General features: G+C 31.8%; 15 protein-coding genes. 6 read left to right on the plus strand and 9 right to left on the minus strand.

The annotated features are described in order from the left end of the window. Positions 1-44 precede the first annotated feature (44 nt). Both P3875_RS04805 and P3875_RS04810 read right to left on the minus strand, forming a co-directional pair. Positions 45-2,858 (minus strand): M16 family metallopeptidase, encoded by a 2,814-nt coding sequence (locus P3875_RS04805; RefSeq protein ID WP_303445143.1) that lies wholly within the window; start codon positions 2,856-2,858, stop codon positions 45-47. 122 nt (positions 2,859-2,980) lie between these two features. After that, positions 2,981-4,714, minus strand: a complete 1,734-nt coding sequence (locus P3875_RS04810; protein WP_303445145.1) for an aromatic amino acid hydroxylase — start codon at positions 4,712-4,714, stop codon at positions 2,981-2,983. A 185-nt stretch (positions 4,715-4,899) separates the two neighbouring features. Here P3875_RS04810 and P3875_RS04815 point away from each other — a divergent pair, with 185 nt between their 5' ends. Further along, complete coding sequence (locus P3875_RS04815; RefSeq protein ID WP_303445146.1) at positions 4,900-5,583, plus strand: hypothetical protein; 684 nt, start codon at positions 4,900-4,902, stop codon at positions 5,581-5,583. Positions 5,584-5,680: 97 nt separating this feature from the next. Here P3875_RS04815 and P3875_RS04820 read toward each other — a convergent pair whose 3' ends face one another. After that, a complete protein-coding gene (locus P3875_RS04820) occupies positions 5,681-6,178 on the minus strand; it encodes a hypothetical protein (protein WP_303445148.1) in 498 nt (165 codons plus the stop codon). A 131-nt stretch (positions 6,179-6,309) separates the two neighbouring features. Between P3875_RS04820 and P3875_RS04825 the strand changes: the two genes are divergently transcribed. The 3 genes from P3875_RS04825 to pruA are packed head-to-tail and all read left to right on the plus strand — an operon-like array spanning position 6,310 to position 9,620. After that, positions 6,310-7,554, plus strand: coding sequence for a type IX secretion system plug protein (locus tag P3875_RS04825; RefSeq protein ID WP_303445150.1), 1,245 nt, complete (start codon positions 6,310-6,312; stop codon positions 7,552-7,554). Between the two features lie 35 nt (positions 7,555-7,589). Further along, on the plus strand, positions 7,590-7,976 hold the full coding sequence (apaG, locus tag P3875_RS04830; protein ID WP_303445152.1) for a Co2+/Mg2+ efflux protein ApaG: 387 nt from the start codon (positions 7,590-7,592) through the stop codon (positions 7,974-7,976). Positions 7,977-7,994: 18 nt separating this feature from the next. Then, positions 7,995-9,620 carry an L-glutamate gamma-semialdehyde dehydrogenase gene (pruA, locus tag P3875_RS04835; protein ID WP_303445154.1) on the plus strand — a complete coding sequence of 542 codons (1,626 nt, stop codon included), beginning with the start codon at positions 7,995-7,997 and terminating at the stop codon, positions 9,618-9,620. A gap of 48 nt (positions 9,621-9,668) precedes the next feature. Here pruA and P3875_RS04840 read toward each other — a convergent pair whose 3' ends face one another. The 4 genes from P3875_RS04840 to P3875_RS04855 all read right to left on the minus strand — a co-directional run bounded on the left by P3875_RS04840 (position 9,669) and on the right by P3875_RS04855 (position 13,740). After that, positions 9,669-10,130: a VOC family protein gene (locus P3875_RS04840; RefSeq protein ID WP_303445156.1), complete on the minus strand. Its 462-nt coding sequence runs from the start codon at positions 10,128-10,130 to the stop codon at positions 9,669-9,671. A gap of 52 nt (positions 10,131-10,182) precedes the next feature. Then, the gene (locus P3875_RS04845; protein WP_303445158.1) at positions 10,183-12,423 is read right to left on the minus strand and encodes a multicopper oxidase domain-containing protein; all 2,241 of its coding nucleotides are present in this window, start codon (positions 12,421-12,423) and stop codon (positions 10,183-10,185) included. A gap of 51 nt (positions 12,424-12,474) precedes the next feature. Continuing rightward, the gene (locus P3875_RS04850) at positions 12,475-13,320 is read right to left on the minus strand and encodes a DUF3347 domain-containing protein (RefSeq protein WP_303445159.1); all 846 of its coding nucleotides are present in this window, start codon (positions 13,318-13,320) and stop codon (positions 12,475-12,477) included. A gap of 84 nt (positions 13,321-13,404) precedes the next feature. Then, a complete protein-coding gene (locus tag P3875_RS04855; protein WP_303445160.1) occupies positions 13,405-13,740 on the minus strand; it encodes a hypothetical protein in 336 nt (111 codons plus the stop codon). A gap of 82 nt (positions 13,741-13,822) precedes the next feature. On the opposite strand from P3875_RS04855, the gene P3875_RS04860 reads away from it, so the two are divergent. Next, positions 13,823-14,023 carry a dodecin family protein gene (locus P3875_RS04860; protein ID WP_303445161.1) on the plus strand — a complete coding sequence of 67 codons (201 nt, stop codon included), beginning with the start codon at positions 13,823-13,825 and terminating at the stop codon, positions 14,021-14,023. A 20-nt stretch (positions 14,024-14,043) separates the two neighbouring features. Beyond that, complete coding sequence (locus tag P3875_RS04865) at positions 14,044-14,478, plus strand: DUF883 family protein (protein ID WP_303445162.1); 435 nt, start codon at positions 14,044-14,046, stop codon at positions 14,476-14,478. Positions 14,479-14,516: 38 nt separating this feature from the next. On the opposite strand, the gene purL is transcribed toward P3875_RS04865, so the two are convergent. After that, positions 14,517-18,185, minus strand: a complete 3,669-nt coding sequence (gene purL, locus P3875_RS04870; protein WP_303445163.1) for a phosphoribosylformylglycinamidine synthase — start codon at positions 18,183-18,185, stop codon at positions 14,517-14,519. Between the two features lie 72 nt (positions 18,186-18,257). After that, positions 18,258-19,775, minus strand: a complete 1,518-nt coding sequence (locus tag P3875_RS04875) for a hypothetical protein (protein ID WP_303445164.1) — start codon at positions 19,773-19,775, stop codon at positions 18,258-18,260. Positions 19,776-19,832: the final 57 nt, after the last annotated feature.

The raw sequence follows: 19,832 nt of genomic DNA on the forward strand, positions 1-19,832 counted from the left end.
CCTCACATTTTAAGATGTGAGGCATTTTTTATATAATTAAAAATTTACTTTTTAGCAGTTTCGGGTTTTAATACTGCAATAATACGATTTTTGTTTAAGTATTTTTTTGCAACATCTTGAACATCTTTAACTGTTAAAGTTTTCAATGTTTTCTCAAATTCTAAAGCTTTTTCAGGATTTTCTTGTTCACTAAAAGCATTTGTTAAAACACCTAACCAATATCTGTTTTCTTTTAATGATTTGGTATAATCTGTCATTTCGCCTTCAATAAATTTGTCTAAATCTTTAGCATCGGGTCCGTTTTGTTGAATTTTTTCAACTTCTTTCAAAGTTAATTCAATTAACTTATCGGCATCTTTAGGATTGGTAGGGTACGAAATACTGAAATCATAGGAACCATAAGGAAATTTATTTAAAGAACCTCTTGCGCTAGCACCGTATACACCGCCTTCTTTTTCACGTAATTCTTCAATTAATTTAATAGTAACAATTTCGCCTAAAGCTTGCATTGCTAAGTTTTCTTTTTCAGAGTACGTTGTTTCGCCTGTGTATGATATTCTTACGGTAGCTTTATCGTCGGTACCTTTATAAACATCTTTTCTATGAACTCCCGTTTTAGCACGGAAACCTGTATCTTTTATTGTTTCTTTACGATTTAATGCTGGTAACGATGCAATATAAATTTCAGAGAAAGCTTTCATTTGTTCATCGGTAACATTTCCAACAAAGAAAAATTCAAAATCGCTGGCATCTGCAAAGCGCTCTTTAAACAAATTATAAGCCATTTTGTAGTTGGTGTTTTCCCAATCTTTTTCCGTTGGAATTGGCGAAGAATATCTTGCATTATGGCCATACATAAAGTTTGATATTTCAATTTGATAAAATACCTCAGGCATTGCCATTAAATTAGCTAAATACGATTTTGTTTTGCTTTTTTCTGTTTCGTAAGCGTTTTCATCATAATTTAAATCTGTAAAATACGCATGAACAGTTTGAAACAAATATTCTAAATCTTTAGGTGTACTATTTCCAGAAATGCCTTCTGTAATTCCGCCAACGTATGGTGAAACACGGTAAATTTTACCAGTATTAAATTTAGTTAATGCATTTTGATCCATACCTGCAATACCTGCTTGTGGAACAGCGCTTGTTGCATGTTGAATTTTTTTATAAGTTTCGTTATCAACTAAATTAAAACCACCAAAACTTCTGGCACCAAACAAAATTTCATCGTTTTTAAAATCGGTTTTTTTGTAGGTTACTTTAGCACCGTTGGCTAACATAAGTGTAACTGTTCCTAATTTGTCGTTTTTAGAAGTTCCTACAATTTTACCTGGTTTAATTTCGTTACGAATTAACGATTCTGCAACAACAGCATCTTCATAAGGTGTGATTTCTACTTTAGACACGTCTAATGCAGCTAAAACTTCGTTTTCGGTAGGTGTTTTTAAACCTTCTTTTTCTGGGCCAGTTAAAATAATTACACGATTTTCATCTTTTATATACGATTGAATTACGTTATTAACATCTTTTAAAGTAAGTGTAGGTAATATTTCTTTAACTAAGTTGAATTCATAAGCAATTGACGGGATCGCTTCGCCTTCTAAAAAGTGACTTTGGTATCTGCCTAAATATGCCGATGAGTTGTTTTTATCGCGGTCGTTATAAGCTTTTTCATAATAAGCTAAATAATCTTTTTTTGCACGATCTAGTTCTGATTGTGTAAATCCAAATTTGCGGGCGCGTTCGTTTTCAATAGCTAAAACTTTAACCGCTTCTAATTGTTTGTCTTCAGCAGTCATAGCCATTGATTGAAAAGCTTCTTTTTCACGTCCAAGCATACTGCCATGAAAGCTGTACCCATAAACAAATGGTGGGTTTGGTTTGTTGGTGTATTCTTCTAAACGTGCGTTTAACATTTGCGAAAACAAGCCTTCAATTAAATCGTTTTTAAAATCGCCAACTGTTGTTGATGGTTTTGCTTTATCAATGTCTTTATAAAAAATTTGTACGTTAGCCGATGTTGCTTCTTTATCGGTATTTACAGATACAAATGTTTCTTTATGATTTGGAATATCGAACGATTTACGCTCTTTAGGATTTACAGGATTTTGATATTTAGCAAAATGACTTTTAATTTTTGCTTCCATTTCATCAACATTAATATCGCCAACAACAATAACAGCCATAAGGTTAGGGCGGTACCAATCTTTATAAAACTGACGGATTTCTTCGGGTTTAAAAGTTTCTAAATTTTCTTTTGTACCAATAGGTAAACGTTTTGCGTACAATGAATTGTGAAGCATTTTAGGTAAGTAATTCTTCATCATACGTTCGCCCGATCCTAATCGTGTGCGGTATTCTTCAATAACAACGCCGCGTTCATCATCAATATCCTTTGTTTCTAAATTAGCGTTAAAGGCCCAATCTTCTAAAATTTGGAAACCTTTATCTAATTTCACAGGATCATCTGCAGGAATTGGTAAAAAATAAACAGTTTCGTCAAAACTAGTATAAGCGTTTAAGTGTTGACCAAATTTTACTCCAATGCTTTGTAAATAGTTTATTAATTCGTTTTTAGGAAAAGTTTTGGTTCCGTTAAAAACCATGTGTTCCATAAAGTGAGCCAAACCTATTTGCTTATCGGTTTCTAAAATAGAACCAGCATTTAAAACCAAGCGTAAATCTACCTTTTTTTCTGGTTTTGCATTTTTACGAATGTAGTAAGTTAGTCCGTTTTCAAGTTTACCGATTCGAACATCGGGATCGGTAGGTATTTTTTGATTAAAATCTGCAACTTGTGCCCATAATGATGCAGGTAAAATTAAAATACCTAATGTAAGTTTTCTTAAATTCATGTGTGGTGTTTTTAATTATCTCAAAAATATAACTATTTTTAAGTTATAAAAACTGTAATATGATAATAATGTGTTAAATAATAAAAAAAGACTCCTTTTTAAAGAGTCTTTTTTATAAATATTTAAATTAAGTTTAAACCGTTGGTAATTAAATGCGCTACATCGGGTCTGCTTTCTTTTACCTTTAATAAATGGTGCAACGCGTTATCGTAAATTGGTAAGTTGTGTTGTTTTGCTAGTTCAACAATTTCTAATGTTAATAGCCAATCTTGTGTGTGATTTGCAATTAAATCATTTAGAATGATTTCTAAATTATTGGTTTGATTACTTTCGCGTTGTTCACGAACTTGTTTGTAAAGTTTTTCAAGTGCTTCACGTTCGCTGGTTTTTTTAGCTTTAATGGTTTTGGTAGTTGGTACATGGGTAATCATATCAAAACTATTAATATCAGCTGGGCCAGAAAAAGCTGAAACTATTTTTTTACCTACAGCCATATCATAAGTGCCCCATTCAGGTTTAAATAAAATGGTATCGTTATGAGTAACGGTACAATTTTTAAAGCTTATTAAAATAATTTCGCCTCTTAAATTTCTTGATCCTGTAATAATTTCACCAGCAACTTTAATATCTCCTTCAAATTCTAATTCAACAAAATTGCCTTCGTGAATGTTATAAGCAAGTAAGTCGCGTGGGCTCATATCCTCAATAGTAAGGTTTATGTGTTTTAAACGCCCAATAGGACTTCCAAAACCTTCGGAATGATATTCTGTACCATGGTTAACTAATTCTTTTTCGCGGTAAGCTAATGCAGTAGCGCCAGTTGTTTGTATGTAAACAGGTTTGTTTTCGTGTTCAATTACATTAGTAAAAACACCTGAAATTTGTAGGCCAGTTGATAGTTCAATAGTACCTAATGCTTTAGATTGAATTAGTTTTTTTATACCGCTTAAACCACCACTACGCAAAGCCATTTTGTTTGCAAATTCTTCTAAAACCATACTAAGTTGACCAAAATCTTTAGTAACATAAAGCTGAGGTTGCGGTTTTGTGATGTCGAAGCCTTGATAAGCAGCATCTATACTATAAGGTATTTTTTTAACCTTATCGGTCATACACCATTCACTTTCGCCAATAGATGATAACAAACCGGCACCGTATATTTTAGGATTTTCAACTGTACCAATTAAGCCGTATTCAACAGTCCACCAGTGTAAATTTCTAATTAAAGCCATTTCTGAAGGTTCGGTAGCTTTTGCTTGTAGTTCATCAACTTTATTGCGAATGCGTTTAAGTTCACTTTCAGGTGTTCCTTCTGCTTCTTCTAAAATAGATAATTCGCGAATAGCTTCATAAATTTCATAATCGTGAGCCGATGAAATTGCTTTGCAACCAATTTCGCCAAAACGTCTTAAATATTCTGCATATTCAGGGTTTGCAATAATTGGAGCGTGGCCAGCACCTTCGTGAATTATATCTGGAGCAGGGGTGTATTCAATATTTTCTAATTGACGAATATCAGAAGCAATAACCAAAACGTTATATGCTTGAAATTCCATAAAAGCATTTGGTGGTATAAAACCATCAACAGCAACAGCTGCCCAACCAATTTCTTTTAAAATGCGGTTCATGCCATACATGCTTGGAATACTTTCAATAGAAATTCCAGTTTTTTGTAAGCCATCTAAGTAAGAAGAATGAGCAACCTTAGATAGATAATCAACATTTTTACGCATTACATAACGCCATACTGCTTGATTGATAGGGGTGTAATCGTTGTAATCTTGTGGTTTTATAAATTGTTTTAAGTGTTTTGGCAAACGATCAATTAACGGATTGGTTTCAAAATGCTCGTTCATATTTAATGTATGGTTTATTATAAGGTTTTTAGAATTTCAAATGTACTATAAATTACCGAGGTTTTAATGGATAATTTAGATTTCGCACCTGTTAAATTTTATTTTTTTTATATCAACAGTTGTTTATTAAAAAATATTACCTAAATTAGCATTATAAATTAACAATAAAATAATATAAATCTATTATGAAAAAAATGTTTTTATCTTTAGCAACTATTGCATTTGTTGCTGCAGGTTCTTTAACGGTTACTTCTTGTGGGGATGATGATTCAAATCCAACACCAACACCAACACCAACACCAACTTTAACAAAGAATTTTATTCAAGTTAACAACGATCAAGAAGAGATTACTTATTCTTTGTATGCTGTTCATAGAGACGGTACTGGTTCTGCTCCAATAAAAGAATATACATTACAAGATGGTACTGTAGTTGCTGCTTTTGAATTTATTTCTCACAATGGTGATGCAGTTACAACTTTTGGTACAGCTGAAACATGGACTACTTTGTTAACAAAAGTTGATACCTCTATTCCTGTAGGAACTGCAGGTAGATATGTATTACCATTTACTACTGAAGGTTCTACTTTATTAGGTGGTTTTTCAACTACATTTAATGATACAGATTATTCTTACGCAGCTGAAGCAGAATTTGATGTAGTAGATTTAAATTATGGTTCAGAAACTGAGCCGGCTACAATGACTTATACGTTGTCTGGAACTGATGCAGATGATACTTCTATTATGTTAAAAACTAATTTAGAAGGTGAAATTGATGGATTATATTCATTAAATGCTAGTTCAGCTAAAGGTTTAGGTAGAATTAATCCTAAAAATGGACAATTAACAAAAATTAAATCATTAAACTAATTTTAAATTAGTATAATAAATAAAACCCTGATTAAAGTCAGGGTTTTTTTATGTAATAAAAGTAGCATTTATTATGCTACTTAATATAAATACAAAATTAGTTTAATTTTGTTTTAGTAAATTCAGCTCCTTTTTCTACAGCTTTTTTACCTGCTTGTTGAATTTCTTCTTTGCTTTTTACAACTTCAGTTTTTACTTCTTCTACTTTTTTGTCAGTATTTTTTACTGCATTTTTTACTGAAGTACTAGCTTTGCTTGCAGCAGCACTAGCTTGTTGTTTTACTTCTTCTGCAGTAGAAATAGCTTCACCTTTTAAAGTAGCTAATGCAGCTTTAGCATCGTTTAATTTTTTAGTAGCAGCTTGTTTTTCTTCAACAGTTACCGCTTTTTTCAATTCTTCTTCAGCTTCTTTAATTTTAGCTTCTAAAGATTCTACTGTATCAGTTACTTCTTCTGTAACTTGAGCTAATGTGTCTTGTACTTGTTCAGTTAATGAGTCTAATTTGTTTTCTAAATTTTCAGCAGCAGCTTCTTTTTTACAAGATGTGAATACTAATCCACCAATAACTGCCATAGTTAAAACGATTTTTTTCATAATAAATTATTTATTTAATTTCATGCAAAATAAAACAATTTTATTTACAGATTTTAAAAAATATCAAAAAAAATTAAATTAATGATTTATAAATGATTACTATCTTTACAATTGTCAAAATAAAAGATTGTATGAGAAAAATTTTGGTTTTTTTAATTGTATTCATTTCAGCTTTAAATGTAGATGCAATGAATGATCCTTATTATATTAAATCAGTTGCATTTACACAAAGTAGTAGTGAAAATTTAGCGTTAGTGCCAATTTTTAGATTGAACGAACCTTTTGTTTTTTCTTTTGAAGATTTAAATGGAATAGAAACCGATTATTTTTATAAAATTGTTCATTGTGATGAAAATTGGCAGCCATCAAACTTAAAAATTACCGAATATATTAGTGGAATTCAACCCTCGCGATTTGTAAGCTATCAAACATCATTTAATACTTTTCAGCCTTTTGTGCATTATTCGGTTCAGCTACCAAACAGTAATACAAAAATTACAATAAGTGGTAATTATATTATTGAAATTTATAATGATGCCAATGAAAAAGTAATTGAACGCCGTTTTGTTTTATATGAAGATTTAGCCAAAGTTGCATTAGAAGTAAAGAAAACACGTAATTTAAACGCATCGCCTTTTAAGCAAAATATCTATTTAAATATTGATTTTGAAACTTTACAACTGCAAAACCCTAAGCAAAATGTACAAGTAGTTGTTTTGCAAAACGGACAATGGTATAATGCGCTTACCCAAATAAAACCTCAATATGTTATTAGTAATCAATTCAAATATCAATATGATGAGGAAACTAATTTTTGGGCAGGAAATGAATTTTTGTATTTTGATAACAGCGATATGCGACAAGTAAATAACACAGTTGAACGTATCTCTAGAACCGATTTGTTCCAAACGTTTCTATGGCCTAAAATTGCCCAAAGCACTAATAAATCCTATAGTTTTTATCAGGATGTTAATGGCGGTTTTAAATCAAGAAATGCTTTAAGAGGAAATAATATAACTGAAGCTGACTACGCTTGGGTTTATTTTGGATATAAACTAAATAAGTTACCAAGTAATCAAAAATTATACATAGTTGGTATGTTTAATAACTATCAATTAACACCTGATTATGAGTTACAATATGATGATACAAATGATTTGTATAAAACGGCTTTACTACTAAAACAAGGTTTTACTAATTATAAATATGTAATAACTAATGAAGATGGAAAAGTTTTAGAAAATTTAAATCCCGAAGGAAATTTTTTTGAAACTGAAAATGAGTATTATGCTCTGGTTTATTACAAAGCAGAAACCGATAGGTTTGCCAGAGTTATAGGTTTAGGTAAAGCAGATAGTAAACTTATTACTAATTAAAAATTTATTTGTAATTTTGAATAAATTTCTAAAAAATGGTTTCAAAAATCACACATGGAATAAAAGTAAGTGTTAAAGTACAATTTGCTAGTAAGCAACTGCATTTAAAAAACCTTGTGAATTTTTTTAACTACGAAATTACAATTGATAATGAGGGAAATGATAAAGTACAGCTTTTAAAACGTCATTGGATTATTAAAGATGCTTTAAACGGTATTGAAACCGTTACCGGTGAAGGAGTAATTGGGCAACAACCTATTTTGTTATGCAACGAAACATTTCAATACATTTCAGGAGCCTATATTGTTGGTCAAATTGGTAGTATGCAAGGTTATTATACATTTTTTAATTTTAATACCAGTAAAACCTTTCATGTACAAATTCCCCTTTTTAACATGAGTGTACCCTATATATTCAACTAAAATAAAAATAATAAACAAATGTCTACAGGATTTTTTAACGTTCCGGTTGCCGTGAACGAACCCGTAAAAACATACGCACCAGGAACTATTGAACGCGAAGAAGTTCAAAAAACCTTTAAAGAAATGTACAACACTACGGTTGATATTCCTTTATATATTGGTGGAAAAGAAATACGTACGGGTAATACCAAAAACTTATTTCCTCCGTTTGATCATCAACATCACTTAGGTATTTATCATACCGCAAGTAAAGAAAATATTCAAGACGCCATTCAATCAGCTTTAGCAGCACGAGTAAAATGGTCGCAAATGGCTTGGGAGCACCGCGCTTCTATTTTCTTAAAAGCAGCCGAATTAATTGCAGGACCATACCGCGCTAAAATTAATGCAGCAACAATGATTGCACAAGGTAAAACTGTACATCAAGCTGAAATTGATTCAGCATGTGAATTAATAGACTTTTTACGTTTTAATGTGCAATACATGACCGAAATTTACAAACAACAACCTATTTCGGCTAAAGGTATTTGGAATAGAGTAGAACAACGTCCGTTAGAAGGTTTTGTTTACGCAATTACTCCTTTTAACTTCACAGCTATTGCAGGTAACTTACCTTCGTGTGTTGCTATGATGGGTAATGTGGTTGTTTGGAAACCAGCAGCTACGCAAATTTTTTCTGCAAATGTAATTGTAGAAGTATTTAAAAAAGCAGGATTACCAGATGGTGTAATTAATGTAATTTATGGAGATTCATCAATGATTACAAATACCATTTTAGATTCTGCCGATTTTGCAGGAATTCATTTTACTGGATCAACAGGTGTATTTAACGACTTTTGGAAAACTATTGGTACAAACATCAGTAAATACAAAACATACCCACGAATTGTTGGAGAAACAGGTGGTAAAGATTTTGTTTGGGCACACCCAACATCAAACGCTAAAGAAGTAGCTACCGCCTTATCACGTGGTGCTTTTGAATACCAAGGTCAAAAATGTTCTGCAGCTTCTCGTGCTTATATTCCAGCTTCATTATGGGAAGATATTAAGAACTATGTGATTGCAGACGTTAATTCATTTAAAATGGGTTCGCCAGAAGATATGAGCAACTTTATGTCGGCTGTAATTTCTGAATCATCTTTTGATAAACTAGCCAAAGCAATTGATGATGCAAAAGCATCAAACGAAGCAGAAATTGTTGTAGGTGGTGGATATGATAAATCGAAAGGTTGGTTTATTGAACCAACTGTAATTGTTACTACAAATCCTAAATACGACACAATGGAGCGTGAATTGTTTGGCCCTGTGTTAACTGTTTATGTTTATGAAGATGCAAAATGGGAAGAAAGTTTGCAATTAGTTGATAGTACTTCGGAATACGCATTAACAGGAGCAATATTTTCGGGCTGTAGATATGCAATTGAAACAGCAACTAAAGCGTTAGAAAACGCAGCTGGTAATTTTTATATTAACGATAAGCCAACAGGTGCAGTAGTTGGGCAACAACCTTTTGGTGGTGCTCGTGGATCAGGAACTAATGATAAAGCTGGTTCTATGATTAACTTATTGCGTTGGGTTTCGCCACGTACAATTAAAGAAACTTTTGTACCTGATACTGATTATAGATATCCGTTTTTAGGTTAATCTTAATACAAAAATGCCCTGATTTTTTCAGGGCATTTTTATGTTTTTTTAAAAAGCATCAATTATTATTTTTTTCATTTGCGTTAGTTTGTTAAAAGCATTTGGTTTTTTACTTAATTCGTTCCAATTTTCTGGACAAATTTGCCAGCTTATGCCGTATTTATCTTTTAGCCAACCGCAAAAACTTTCGGCGCCACCATTCGCTGTAAGTGCATTCCAATAATAATCTATCTCAGTTTGGTTTTTACAAGGAATCATAAATGAAACCGACTCGTTAAAAAGAAAAGGTCCGTTTGCATTTATCGCAATAAAATGCATCTTTAAAATTTCAAATTCGATAGATAGTATTTTTCCAGAATACGCTTTATTGAAATCAGGTAAACCTTCTTGTTCATTTAAAGGGTAGTAATTGGTTTGTAATATCTTACCATCATTAAATACAGATAAATAATAAGTTACAGCTTCGAGAGCATTGCCATTAAACCATAAGTTGGGTGTAATTTTTTGCATTTTAATTAAAATATTTTAAAAGCGTTTAGTTTGAATATAAAGTTTATACATTTTAATAATTTAAATTCAATCCAAAGCCTATCCCCATATCACTGTCATAATGCGTTCGTAGTCTTAAATTTTTATTTAAAATATATTGTAAATCACCCATGTATTCTTTATCTGTATTAATCATAAATCCAGCTCTTAATCTTTTAGATAAAGGTATGTCTTCTCTCATTAGAGATAACCTAAAAATACCATCGTGATAAAGTTCAGCTTGTAAGTTTATTAACATTGGTAAAGTATACATTATACCTAAACTAATTGCTGATCTTTTATCTTTTTTATTTGTTTGTCCAAAAATGTTCGTTTCATTTACATCCATTGCTGTTTTTCGGTATCTAAAATCAAAACCAATAAAAGGCATAAACCATTGCATCTTACCTATATAACGGCCAAGGTGTGTTTCAGTTTCGTAGCCGTGATGATCATTGTACCCTAACCGCCATTCTGTGCCTAAACTCCAACGGGTGTTTTGAAGCATTAATTCTCCATCGTTTCCATTAGTTGCAAAATCGTTTTCGGCCATAAAATGTAATTCATTACTCTGTTTTTGTAATTTTTTATATGCCCATTTTTTATTTTTTAGATATTTATTAGGACTTTGATTTTCGTAACTAAAAACTCGGTTCATACCTGCCATCATATGATATAAAATGTGACAATGAAAAAACCAATCTCCTTCTAAATTGGCCTCAAATTCAATGATATTTGTTTCCATTGGCATAATATCAACAACATTTTTTAAAGGTGCAAAATCACCTTTACCGTTTATTAATCTAAAATCATGTCCATGAAGATGCATTGGATGTCGCATCATTGAATTGTTGTACAATGTAATTCTAACTATTTCTCCTTTTTTAATTAAAATTTTATCCGTTTCAGAAAGCACTTTGTTATCTATACTCCAAATATATCGGTTCATATTACCGGTTAATTCAAATTTTAGTTCACGTATAGGTGCATTTTTGGATAATACTGTTTTTGTAGGAGATTTAAGCATAGAGTAGTTTAGAGTGATTATAGCTTTAGAATTATTATGTAGAGAATGATTGTTTTCTTTCTGATTTACATTTTTTTGTACTTTTTTACCAGTGATTTCTTCATACATTACAGTGTTCATATCCATTTTTTGTAAACTCATATCCATTCCCATATCATTCATGGTACCATCTAAATTCATCATTTCATTCATCATTTTCATTCCTTCAAAATATTTAAGTTTTGGTAAAGGATTTAAAAGTTGTTTAATGCCTGAACCAAGATAAATTGATACAGATTTAGTGCGATCTTCTGTAGTTGCCATAAATTCAAATGAAGTGTTTTCTTTAGGAATGGAAACTACAACATCATAAGTTTCAGAAACTCCAATAATTAAACGGTCAACTTCTATTGGTTCAACGTCGTTACCATCATTTGCAACAACTGTAATTTTACCCCCCGCATAGGTTAACCAAAAATAGGAAGACGCACCTCCGTTTGAAATTCTTAATCGAACTTTATCACCTGATTTAAATTCTGAAAATTGTTTTTCAGAAGTTCCATTAATTAAGAATTTATCATAATAAACATCACTTACGTCCATCGCCAGCATTCGTTTCCATTCGTTCTTAAGTTTTGTTTTGAAATGCCCTTCTTTAATTGCTTCGGAATAACTTTGTGTTGTACCTTTTTTAATAGCAAACCAATCAGAAGCGTTGTGCAACATTCTGTGTACGTTTTCTGGCTTGTAATTAGTCCATTCACTTAATATTAAAGGAATAGTTGGTAGGTCATCAATACCTTTTCTAAAGGATTTATCATCTTCCTTTTTATTGATAATTAAGGATCCATACATACCAATTTGTTCTTGTAGACCACTGTGGCTATGGTACCAATGGGTACCATTTTGTATAATGGGGAAACGATAAACATGTGTAGTATTGGGTTTAATGGGCATTTGAGTTAGATATGGAACACCGTCTTCAGGATTAGGTAGGTACAATCCATGCCAATGTAACGAAGTAGTTTCTTTAAGTAAGTTGTGAACATGTATTTCGGCTAAATCACCTTCAGTAAAAGTTAAAGTTGGCATAGGTATTTGTCCGTTTACAGCAATGGCTCTTTTTTCAATACCTGTATAATTTACAATAGTGTCTTTAACGTATAAATCGTATCGAATTACTTTTTGAGCATTACTATTTATGTTAATTAATAAAGTAAAATAAAATATAATTAACTTTAAAAATTTATTTTTTTTGTTATTTATCATAATTAATTTAATTAAAAGTAAGGTGTTATATTATGTAAACACCTTACTTTATTATTTAATTGTTTCAATAGTTTTGCCGCAAGAAATCATTTGCGATCCGTAAAATGGATTTTTAATGCTTTCATCTTTACTTAACCAATTAGCACCTTTTCCATTGTTTGCCATAGGGCAAAATTGATAAAAAATAGAGAATTCGTGTTTTGTAGATTTAATTAATTCATACATTTTATTTGATAAATCAATAAAATATTCTCGTTGTTGTTGTATATCTTTAGTTAATGTAATTTGATCAGCATAATCGATTAAATTTTGCATTACTTTTAACCAAATAACCTGTTCTTTATTAGTAAGTTTTTCCATTTCAACAGCTTTAATCGATGAAATAAATGATTCTGCATTAGTCAAAGCCAAAGATGCATCAGAGTTTACTAAAGCTTCTTTTATATTAAAATAATTATTAAATACTGGATTTAAAGTGCCTACAACTTCTTTGTTAGTTGTTGTTGAGGAATTATGGTTTATATTAATATCTGTTGACTTAACAACTTTAACGGTTTGTTTGTTTGAACGTTTGTATTTACAACAATCAGGTAAATGCTGATATTTTTCATCGGGTGCTAAAAATTCATTGCTGTCGTACCCAGCTATTGCAATACGTTTTAATATTTCATTTAAATCGGTTTTTAAAGTATCATAAACAATTTTTGCGTTTTTGGTTTCTTTATCCCAATCTATATGAGCTGTTTTTTTTAAATTTCCTGCTTTTTCAATTTTGGTTTCACACATACCACAGTTACCAAATATTTTAATATTTTCGGTTTTTGCATTGTTAATTTGCGAAATTGCCGAAAATAATGGCAATAATGTAATTGCAACCAATATATTTATTGATTTCATATTTTTTTATTTTAAGTTGATAATAATTAACTTTTAAGAAATTTTAATTCTGTTTAAGCACACGTATGGCTGTACATATTAAAATTAAGCTATTTTTGGTAGCGTCCAAATTGAAAAGTAACCAGGGGAAAGTTCAATTTTATTATAAAATGATTTTTCTTTTTTGTTTTTTATTATAATAAAATCTGCATTTAATTCAGTTAAATAAATTACAAAAAATATTGATTGCACTGTTGTGCACTTGCAAATCAATTTATCACAAGTACTATCACAAGCTTTACTATTACGTTTAATATCGTTGTCTTTTTTACAACAAGATTTTTCTGTTTTGTTCAAACTACTTCCACAAGCATAAGACTTACCAGGGGTAATAAAAAAAAACGTAAGCATTAATAATAATATGTAGAATTGCTTTGACATATCGCTAAATTACAAATTTTTAATTTAACTAGTTTAATTTAAAAACAATTTTATTACATTTGATAAAATCAAAAAATAATAAATGGCTGTATTAAAAGTAATTGAAGTTTTATCTAGCTCTGAAACAAGCTGGGAAGACGCAACTCGTAAAGCTGTTGAACAAGCGGCAAAATCGTTAAAAAATATACGTTCGGTATATGTACAAGAGCAAAGTGCTACTGTAAAAGAAAATAAAGTTGTAGAATTTAGGGTAAACCTTAAATTAACTTTTGAAATTGAATAATAACTTATAATTAGAAAAAAATGGGATTAGGTAGTTTTTTTAAAAACCTTTTTGGTTCGGCTTCAAATAAAGTTGAATCTGGTGTTGAATCTGTAAAAAATGTTGCAAACGAGTCAGCAGGAAAATCTGATGAATTTCTATCGGGTTTGGGCAATAAATTAAGTGATGCTTATGATGCAGCCAAAGATTCTGCATCTGAAGCAATTTCAAAGGCTAGCGATATGGCCGACGATGCTGTGGAAACTATTAAAGAAAAAACAGCACCAATGATTGATAAAGCTGAAGAAATGATTGATGCAGCAAGTGAAAAAGCTTCTGAAGTATTTGAAGATGCTAAGGAAAAAGTTGAAGATGTTGTTGAAGACGTAAAAGAAAAAGCAACTGAAACATACCAAGCTGCAAAAGAAAAAGTTGAAGATTTTACCAACGATAAAAACGAAGAAAACGCACAGTAAAAAAAATCGCCTTTATATAAAGGCGATTTTTTTATGATTTATTTATTTTGTTCACACCACTCGCGTGCATTTACAAAAGCTTCAACCCAAGGCGAAACTTGGTCTTCTCTACCAGCTGGGTAATTTGCCCAGTTCCAAGGGAAAACAGAACGCTCGATATGCGGCATGGTTACTAAATGACGCCCAGTTTTATCACACATCATTGCTGTGTTATAATCTGATCCATTTGGATTTGCAGGGTATTTGTCATATGCATATTTAGCTACAATATTGTACTGGTTTTCGCTGTTTGGTAAGTTAAATTTACCTTCACCGTGCGAAATCCAAACACCTAATGTTGTACCCGCTAAAGTTGATAACATTACCGAATTATTAGGTTGTACTTTTACCGAAATAAAGTTAGATTCGTGTTTTTGCGAAGTATTATGATGCATTTTACCATGTACTTCATGTTCAGGATTAATTAGTTCTAATTCCATAAACAATTGGCAACCGTTGCAAATACCAACTGATAACGTATCAGGTCGAGCAAAGAAATTCTTTAATGCAGTATTTGCTTTTTCGTTGTACATAAATGCACCTGCCCAACCTTTAGCCGAACCTAAAACATCTGAATTTGAAAAACCACCTACAGCACCAATAAATTGGATATCTTCAAGGGTTTCACGACCACTAATTAAATCGGTCATGTGTACATCTTTAACATCAAAACCGGCTAAGTACATTGCATTAGCCATTTCACGCTCAGAATTCGATCCTTTTTCACGAATAATTGCAGCTTTTGGTCTTGGGTTTGAATTGTTGATTGTTGGCTTTTGCCCGTTAAAATGAACAGGGAAGTTAAAATGAATTGGTTGATTTTTGTAATTCATTAATCGCTCACGTGCCATACCGTTTTTAGATTGTTTTTTATCTAAGTAGTACGAAGTAATAAACCAAGTATCACGTAATTCGTTAATGTTAAAGTTGTAATGTTCTTTACCAAATGCAACTTTTAATTCTTGACCTTCAGAAGGTACACCAATTTTTACAAATTCAATACCATTAGCATCCATTTTATTTTCAAAAATACGATCGTTTTGTGCTTGTAACACTACGGCAATATTTTCGTTAAATAAAGCTTTAATAATATCGGTTTCATTTAAACCTGTTAAATCGATATCAGCATCTAAGTTATATCCAGCAAAACACATTTCAAGCAAAGTAGTAATTAAACCACCTGAGCCCACATCGTGACCCGCAGCAATTTGATTATCGTTAATTAATTCTTGAATTGTATTAAATGCCTTTTTAAAATAAGCGGCATCGGTAATAGTTGGTACTTCGTTACCAATTTTATTTAAAATTTGTGCAAACGATGAACCACCTAACTTAAATTTATCTTTAGAAAGGTTTATATAGTATATAGAATCGGCACTTTTAGAAAGTACAGGTTCAACCACTTTTGTTATATCGGTACAATTTCCTGCAGCTGAAATAATTACAGTTCCAGGGGCAATAACGTCGCCATCGGGATATTTCTGTTTCATTGAAAGTGAATCTTTACCCGTAGGGATATTAATTCCTAATTCAATAGCAAAATCTGCACAGCCTTTAACAGCTTCATATAAACGTGCGTCTTCGCCTTTATTGTTACAAGCCCACATCCAATTGGCCGACAGCGAAATACCACTAAGTCCGTTTTTAATTGGGGCAAAAATAATGTTTGATAATGCTTCGCCAATTGCATTTCTACTACCAGCAACTGGGTCAACCAAAGCTGTAATAGGTGAGTGACCTACTGTTGTAGCAATACCTTCTTGTCCTTTAAAATCTAAAGCCATAACACCAACGTTATTTAAAGGCAATTGCAATGGGCCAACACATTGTTGTTTGGCAACTTTACCACCAACACAACGGTCAACTTTATTTGTTAACCAATCTTTACAAGCAACAGCTTCTAATTGTAAAACTTGGTTTAAGTAGTTATAAACTTCTTCTTTTTCGTAAGTAATATCGGCATAATTGTAAACAACGGTTTCGTCGTTCATAATGGTTTTTGGCGATGAACCAAACATATCGCTTAAAGCTAAATCCATTGGTTTTTCACCATTGGTAGCCGATTGAAAAGTAAAGCGTTGATTGTTTGTTACTTCACCAACAGTGTACATGGGCGAACGTTCACGATCGGCAATACGTTGTAAAGTTTCAATATCGGTTTTACCAATAACTAATCCCATACGTTCTTGCGATTCGTTACCAATGATTTCTTTTGCCGATAGCGTAGGATCTCCTACAGGTAATTTATCTAAATCAATTAATCCACCAGTGTTTTCAACTAATTCAGACAAACAATTTAAGTGGCCACCAGCACCATGATCGTGAATTGAAACAATAGCGTTATGATCTGATTCTACCATACCACGTACCGCATTTGCAGCACGTTTTTGCATTTCTGGGTTTGAACGTTGTATAGCATTTAGTTCAATTCCCGAACCAAACGCACCTGTATCTGCCGATGATACTGCAGCACCACCCATACCAATGCGGTAGTTTTCACCACCTAAAATAACAATCTGATCGCCAGGTTTTGGTTCGTGTTTTTTAGCTTGATTTTCTTTACCATAACCAATACCACCCGCTTGCATAATTACTTTATCGTAACCTATTTTGCGGTTGTTTTCTTCATGTTCAAAGGTTAAAACCGAACCTGTAATTAAGGGTTGGCCAAATTTGTTTCCAAAATCTGATGCTCCGTTTGATGCTTTTATTAAGATATCCATTGGTGTTTGGTACAACCAATTTCTTTCGTTCATTGCTTTTTCCCATGTACGATCGTCTTCTAAGCGTGAATAAGATGTCATGTAAATAGCTGTACCGGCTAAAGGTAATGAACCTTGGCCCCCAGCTAAACGGTCGCGAATTTCACCACCTGATCCAGTTGCAGCCCCATTAAAAGGCTCTACAGTTGTTGGAAAATTGTGGGTTTCTGCTTTTAATGAAATTACCGAATCAAATTCTTTTTCAGTGTAAAAATCGGGTTTATCTGCAGAATTAGGTGCAAATTGCGTTACACGTGGCCCTTTTACAAAAGCTACGTTATCTTTATATGCCGAAACAATATCGTTTGGATTTGTTTCAGATGTACTTTTAATTAATTTAAATAAGGAAGTTGGTTTTTCTTCTCCATCAATAACAAAAGTACCGTTAAAAATTTTGTGTCGACAGTGTTCTGAATTTACTTGTGAAAAACCAAATACTTCAGAATCGGTTAATTTTCTGCCTATTTTTAAAGCTACATTGTTTAAATACTCAACTTCTTCATCACTTAAAGCTAAACCTTCTTGCTTGTTGTAAGCTGCAATATCATCAATTTCTAAAACAGGTTGTGGTTGTATGTTAATGGTAAACATATCCTGTGTTAAAGAAACATATTTTTGAGAAATCATTGGGTCGAAATCGTTAAAATCTTCTTCGGCCTTTTGAAATTCTTCAATACGAATGATACCGTTAATACCCATGTTTTGGGTAATTTCAACTGCATTTGTACTCCACGGTGTAATCATTGCGGCACGTGGACCAACAAAAGTGAGATTAACTGTAGGGATTTCTAAAAGTGTAGCGTTGCCAAATAACCAATTAAGTTTTGCTACATCTTCTGTATTTAAAGGGATTGAGGTTTGTACAGCGTAAACTGTACCAGACGCATTTTCAAAAAATTGAATCATCGTTTAAAGGTTTGTTGTGTTGTTATTTGAAAATAAAGAGCAAAATTACTATTAAAAAATAATATTAGCAATTTAATCTACTACAGATGTTATATGTTGATAAGCTCCTAAATCTGCAGATGTTAATCTGCTGATTCCTACAATATCGTTTGGTGCTTGTTGCGCGTAAAATGGATTGCCGTAATTTATAATAGATGTTGCTTTTTCGGTAATCATCATTTTATTTTTTTGTGTATCTGAAAAATAGGGTTGATGTTCGTTAAAATTCTTTGCAATTAAATTGTTGCTGTAATAAGTAGCGTTGTTAAAATTGTACGGAAAAATATCGGTATTGTAACGGTTGCCGCTATTTTGAAATTTAATTAAGCTGTATTCAAATTTAAAATTAAAATTTGTTTGATTGTTTGCTGGCGCTAACACCAAAGACTCGCTTGCATTGCCATAAATAATACTGTTTTTAAAATTGGCTTGTAATGCAAAAGGCATAGTTCCATCGCCATTATCCATTATAACGACAGTTTGGTTTTGTCTGCTCCAATAATTTGCAAAAGTGCAATGTACAAAATCATAAACACCACCATTTGTTATTGCTAAGGCAGCCTTTCCGCAATTATTTGTAACAATGTTTTTGGCTGTAACATTAGCTGTGGCTAACAATAAACCATATTGTTCACAATTATAAATTTGCATATTTTCTAGTTCTGCTGTACCGTTATTTGCATTTATAAACAACCCATTAATAGCATTTTTTACTTGAATGTTGTTAAATTGTGCATTACTGTTTTGGCCAATAAAAATACCCCACCATTGTCCAGGTGTATCTTCAAAGCTAGGCTCTAATCGGTTGCCTTGCATTAAAATAGGTTCGTTTATGGTACCTTGTGCGTTTATGGTTGCTGTTGGAAATGCAATTAGCGCAGAATTTCTATGAAAATGCACTTGGGTGCCTGCCGATATGTTTAATGTTTTGTTTGGAGGAACAGCAGCAAAACCGTAAATAACATAAGGTTTGGTATTGTTCCATTCTAATTCATTGCCGTTTGTTGCATCGTTTTCATCTAAGAAAAAACCATATACTTGTTCATCGTTTATAGAAATGCTTTCGTACGAACCGTTTTGAAATTTTTGTGGATATAAAAAAACAGCATCTTTAACCAATGTAACTAAATTTACTTTTTGTTGATTGCTACCAGCCTGAAACAAAATTTCATCGGTATATAAAAATTCAGAACCGTTTGTTTCTTCTTTGATATCAACCGTTGTTTCAACAAATATAAAAAGACTATCCTTTGCCAAAAGTTCTACATTTTCAAAGCTTTTACCAGGCATTCCATCAACCATTAATCTAAAGTTTGAATTTTCGCCTTTGGCTAATCTAATCGATGGGATTTTGATATCTTTATTACTTTTATTGAACACTTTTAAATTGTACGTGCTAGATCCAATGTTTGTAAAAATAGTGTCTAAATAAACGGTGTCTTTAGAGAAAGTTAATTCGGAACCAGTTGCAGGCTCAAAATTAAAATCATCACGGCACGAAGCAAAACTTATGATACCAATAACAAGAAGAAGGTTATATAGAAATTTCATTTTTTCTTTAAATTTATAAAAAATTGTGTTTATTTATATTCAAAACCTTTTTTAATT

The organism is Myroides sp. JBRI-B21084 (assembly GCF_030545015.1).
GTDB lineage: Bacteria > Bacteroidota > Bacteroidia > Flavobacteriales > Flavobacteriaceae > Flavobacterium.

Bases quoted from the DNA above. Each gene is read 5' to 3' on its own strand.
- P3875_RS04805 (WP_303445143.1), bottom strand. From the start codon at position 2,858: ATGAATTTAAGAAAACTTACATTAGGTATTTTAATTTTACCTGCATCA.
- P3875_RS04810 (WP_303445145.1), bottom strand. From the start codon at position 4,714: ATGAACGAGCATTTTGAAACCAATCCGTTAATTGATCGTTTGCCAAAA.
- P3875_RS04815 (WP_303445146.1), top strand. From the start codon at position 4,900: ATGAAAAAAATGTTTTTATCTTTAGCAACTATTGCATTTGTTGCTGCA.
- P3875_RS04820 (WP_303445148.1), bottom strand. From the start codon at position 6,178: ATGAAAAAAATCGTTTTAACTATGGCAGTTATTGGTGGATTAGTATTC.
- P3875_RS04825 (WP_303445150.1), top strand. From the start codon at position 6,310: ATGAGAAAAATTTTGGTTTTTTTAATTGTATTCATTTCAGCTTTAAAT.
- apaG (WP_303445152.1), top strand. From the start codon at position 7,590: ATGGTTTCAAAAATCACACATGGAATAAAAGTAAGTGTTAAAGTACAA.
- pruA (WP_303445154.1), top strand. From the start codon at position 7,995: ATGTCTACAGGATTTTTTAACGTTCCGGTTGCCGTGAACGAACCCGTA.
- P3875_RS04840 (WP_303445156.1), bottom strand. From the start codon at position 10,130: ATGCAAAAAATTACACCCAACTTATGGTTTAATGGCAATGCTCTCGAA.
- P3875_RS04845 (WP_303445158.1), bottom strand. From the start codon at position 12,423: ATGATAAATAACAAAAAAAATAAATTTTTAAAGTTAATTATATTTTAT.
- P3875_RS04850 (WP_303445159.1), bottom strand. From the start codon at position 13,320: ATGAAATCAATAAATATATTGGTTGCAATTACATTATTGCCATTATTT.
- P3875_RS04855 (WP_303445160.1), bottom strand. From the start codon at position 13,740: ATGTCAAAGCAATTCTACATATTATTATTAATGCTTACGTTTTTTTTT.
- P3875_RS04860 (WP_303445161.1), top strand. From the start codon at position 13,823: ATGGCTGTATTAAAAGTAATTGAAGTTTTATCTAGCTCTGAAACAAGC.
- P3875_RS04865 (WP_303445162.1), top strand. From the start codon at position 14,044: ATGGGATTAGGTAGTTTTTTTAAAAACCTTTTTGGTTCGGCTTCAAAT.
- purL (WP_303445163.1), bottom strand. From the start codon at position 18,185: ATGATTCAATTTTTTGAAAATGCGTCTGGTACAGTTTACGCTGTACAA.
- P3875_RS04875 (WP_303445164.1), bottom strand. From the start codon at position 19,775: ATGAAATTTCTATATAACCTTCTTCTTGTTATTGGTATCATAAGTTTT.